Genomic DNA, 3,450 nt, shown 5'->3' with positions numbered 1-3,450 from the left:
TCCCAGCCTCTTTTGATTGCTTATTATTGATTTTTATCTAGGCCAGTGATCTTTTTTAACTGCTTGGTTTCTGCAGCAGACGTAACATTGAAGATCTTGTTTCCTTGTGTAGAGAAGCTAGATTCGTCCCCGTTGCTATCTTTATAGACATAGCTGGTCCCATTTTCTGAACGCATAATGGCATAGGGTTTTCCGAGACGTTCGAGGGCCGTTTTTGGTGTATCGGATTTGGAAATGCTGCCAGTAGACTGGTGGTTGGCATCGCCCCCTCTTAGTCGGAAGGTGATATCTGTTAACACATTATTGCGGAAGAAAGCCATGATATCGCCATTGTCTGTTGCCCAAACATTGACTCCATCACCAGGATTCGCACTGTCTGTGCTACTTACGGGTTGACCAAAGGCTGCAACTACGTCATCGTAACTGTTTCTTTCTTTTGGCCCACCAACCTCTTGTCCATCTTCGGTTCTCAATACAAAACCGGTGGTAGGGTGGAGGTTCTTGAGTTTTTCGATCTCAGGAATGGATGCAGCTCCTGGCACATATTGGAGAGATGCGCCATCATCTGGATCCAAGCTGAAGCGACCTGAAAAATCATCTGAGCTACTGCTGTCTGAAGAAGTGCTCGACGATTTACTAGATGATGCTTTGGTAGAAGATTGTTTGATCGGTTTTCTAGAGCTAGAAGCTGTTTTTGCTGGTTGCGCAGAATTGGCAGGTGAGCAAGCGGCTAGTGTCACTAGTGAAAGAAGGCCGATCGCAAAGAAACGAATGTTTTTCATAAATACCCTTTCTAATGTGCTTCGCCAATCAGGCGAGGTTTTATTATATCAATAATCAAGGAAAGGAGCAAATGGCAACAAAAAAACCCCCTATTGCTAGGGGAATTTTTAAAAGATAAAAGATGATAAAAAATTTTATTATCAAGGCGGTAGACGGATTTGAACCGACGATCAAGCTTTTGCAGAGCCGTGCCTTACCACTTGGCTATACCGCCATAACATATAATATTGTAACCTAAAAATAAAGATAGGTCAAGAAAAACTTTTTACGTCAAACAACTTTAGAAAACCATTTCATCGTAGGGATTGAAAAAATCTCTCAAATAGCTTGCGAATTCTAGGGATTTCTGCTATACTTATAGAGTTGTCTAAGACAGCAAATACTCATCTCGGATCCATTGTGACACCGTTGCCCTTGTGGTCGTGCTGCAAGTTGACGTCTGAGAGAGGAGAAAAAAACAAAAAAGGAGAAACTACTCATGGCAGTAATTTCAATGAAACAACTTCTTGAGGCTGGTGTACACTTCGGTCACCAAACTCGTCGCTGGAACCCTAAGATGGCTAAGTACATCTTCACAGAACGTAACGGAATCCACGTGATCGACTTGCAACAAACTGTAAAATATGCAGACCAAGCATACGACTTCATGCGTGATGCAGCTGCAAACGATGCAGTGATCTTGTTCGTAGGTACTAAGAAACAAGCTGCTGATGCTGTTGCTGAAGAAGCTGTTCGTTCAGGTCAATACTTCATCAACCACCGTTGGTTGGGTGGAACTCTTACTAACTGGGGAACAATCCAAAAACGTATCGCTCGTTTGAAAGAAATCAAACGCATGGAAGAAGATGGAACTTTTGAAGTTCTTCCTAAGAAAGAAGTTGCATTGTTGAACAAACAACGCGCTCGTCTTGAAAAATTCTTGGGTGGTATCGAAGACATGCCTCGTATCCCAGACGTAATGTACGTTGTGGATCCACATAAAGAACAAATCGCTGTTAAAGAAGCTAAGAAATTGGGTATCCCAGTTGTAGCGATGGTCGATACAAACACTGACCCAGATGATATCGATGTTATCATCCCAGCGAACGATGACGCTATACGCGCTGTTAAATTGATCACTGCGAAAATGGCTGACGCTGTTATCGAAGGACGTCAAGGTGAAGACAGTGTTGCTACAGTAGAAGCTGAATTGGCAGCTACTGAAGGTCAAGCTGATTCAATCGAAGAAATCGTTGAAGTTGTAGAAGGCGACAACGCTTAATTTCATTCAATAAGTAACGAACCTAAGAGGGCAGGGCTCAGCCCGACCCTCTTCTTTTATTAAAAAATATAGGAGAACAAAAATGGCAGAAATTACAGCTAAGCTTGTAAAAGAATTGCGTGAAAAATCTGGTGCTGGTGTCATGGACGCTAAAAAAGCATTGGTTGAAGTGGAAGGCGATATCGAAAAAGCGATCGAATTGCTTCGCGAAAAAGGTATGGCTAAAGCAGCTAAGAAAGCTGACCGTGTTGCCGCTGAAGGTTTGACTGGTGTTTATGTAGACGGTAACGTTGCAGCAGTTGTTGAAGTGAACGCTGAAACTGACTTCGTTGCGAAAAACGCTCAATTCGTTGAATTGGTAAACGCAACAGCGAAAGTGATCGCTGAAGGTAAACCAGCTAGCAATGAAGAAGCTCTTGCGTTGACAATGCCTTCAGGTGAAACTCTTGAAGCTGCATATGTATCTGCAACAGCTACAATCGGTGAAAAGATTTCATTCCGTCGTTTTGCTTTGCTTGAAAAAACAGATGCGCAACACTTCGGTGCTTACCAACACAACGGTGGACGTATCGGTGTTATCTCTGTGATCGAAGGTGGAGACGAAGCACTTGCTAAACAAATCTCAATGCACATCGCTGCAATGAAACCAACTGTTCTTTCATACAAAGAATTGGATGAGCAATTCGTGAAAGATGAATTGGCACAATTGAACCACGTCATCGACCAAGATAACGAAAGCCGTGCAATGGTTGGTAAACCAGCTCTTCCACACTTGAAGTATGGTTCTAAAGCTCAATTGACTGACGAAGTTGTCGCTCAAGCTGAAGAAGATATCAAAGCTGAATTGGCAGCTGAAGGTAAACCAGAAAAAATCTGGGATAAGATCATCCCTGGTAAAATGGATCGCTTCATGCTTGACAACACTAAAGTTGACCAAGCTTACACTCTTCTTGCACAAGTTTACATCATGGATGACAGCAAGACAGTGGAAGCTTACCTTGAATCAGTAAATGCTTCAGTAGTTGAGTTTGCTCGCTTTGAAGTTGGTGAAGGTATCGAAAAAGCAGCTAATGACTTTGAATCAGAAGTTGCAGCTACAATGGCAGCGGCTCTTAACAACTAAGAATACAAAAAAAGAGGTTTCGATGGGAACCTCTTTTTTGTAAGATAAAGTCATCTAAATAACTTTCCTTAGGTGAGTACGGACGTCAGCGAACTTCAAAGAAGTTCCATGACTAATTAAGATACAAAGGGCGTCTGCGGATAAAGTCAAAATAGGAAGTTTAACGAAGAATCTTTAGATTCTAGGAAAACTTATCTTTTTGACACAATCCGCCGCCCGTGTTCAATTAGTTTTGGACCCATTCGCTTTTCAAATTTTAAGCTCATGCTAAAACAGTTCCCCG

The 3,450-nt window shown here is 42.2% G+C and carries 3 protein-coding genes and 1 tRNA gene; 2 read left to right on the top strand and 2 right to left on the bottom strand.

Going from position 1 to position 3,450, the window contains the following annotated elements; translation table 11 throughout:
- Window positions 1-23 precede the first annotated feature (23 nt).
- A complete protein-coding gene (locus tag SPADD19_RS08995; protein ID WP_049496382.1) occupies window positions 24-782 on the bottom strand; it encodes a hypothetical protein in 759 nt (252 codons plus the stop codon).
- A gap of 144 nt (window positions 783-926) precedes the next feature.
- Window positions 927-997: transfer RNA gene (locus SPADD19_RS08990), tRNA-Cys, on the bottom strand.
- 264 nt (window positions 998-1,261) lie between these two features.
- Here SPADD19_RS08990 and rpsB point away from each other — a divergent pair.
- Both rpsB and tsf read left to right on the top strand, forming a co-directional pair.
- Window positions 1,262-2,044 carry a 30S ribosomal protein S2 gene (gene rpsB, locus SPADD19_RS08985; RefSeq protein ID WP_003016971.1) on the top strand — a complete coding sequence of 261 codons (783 nt, stop codon included), beginning with the start codon at window positions 1,262-1,264 and terminating at the stop codon, window positions 2,042-2,044.
- A gap of 82 nt (window positions 2,045-2,126) precedes the next feature.
- Window positions 2,127-3,167 (top strand): translation elongation factor Ts, encoded by a 1,041-nt coding sequence (gene tsf / locus SPADD19_RS08980; protein ID WP_049492557.1) that lies wholly within the window; start codon window positions 2,127-2,129, stop codon window positions 3,165-3,167.
- Window positions 3,168-3,450: the final 283 nt, after the last annotated feature.

The organism is Streptococcus parasanguinis (assembly GCF_001578955.1).
GTDB classification, from domain to species: Bacteria; Bacillota; Bacilli; order Lactobacillales; family Streptococcaceae; genus Streptococcus; species Streptococcus parasanguinis_U.
This window is presented reverse-complemented; position numbering and strand designations above follow the sequence as displayed.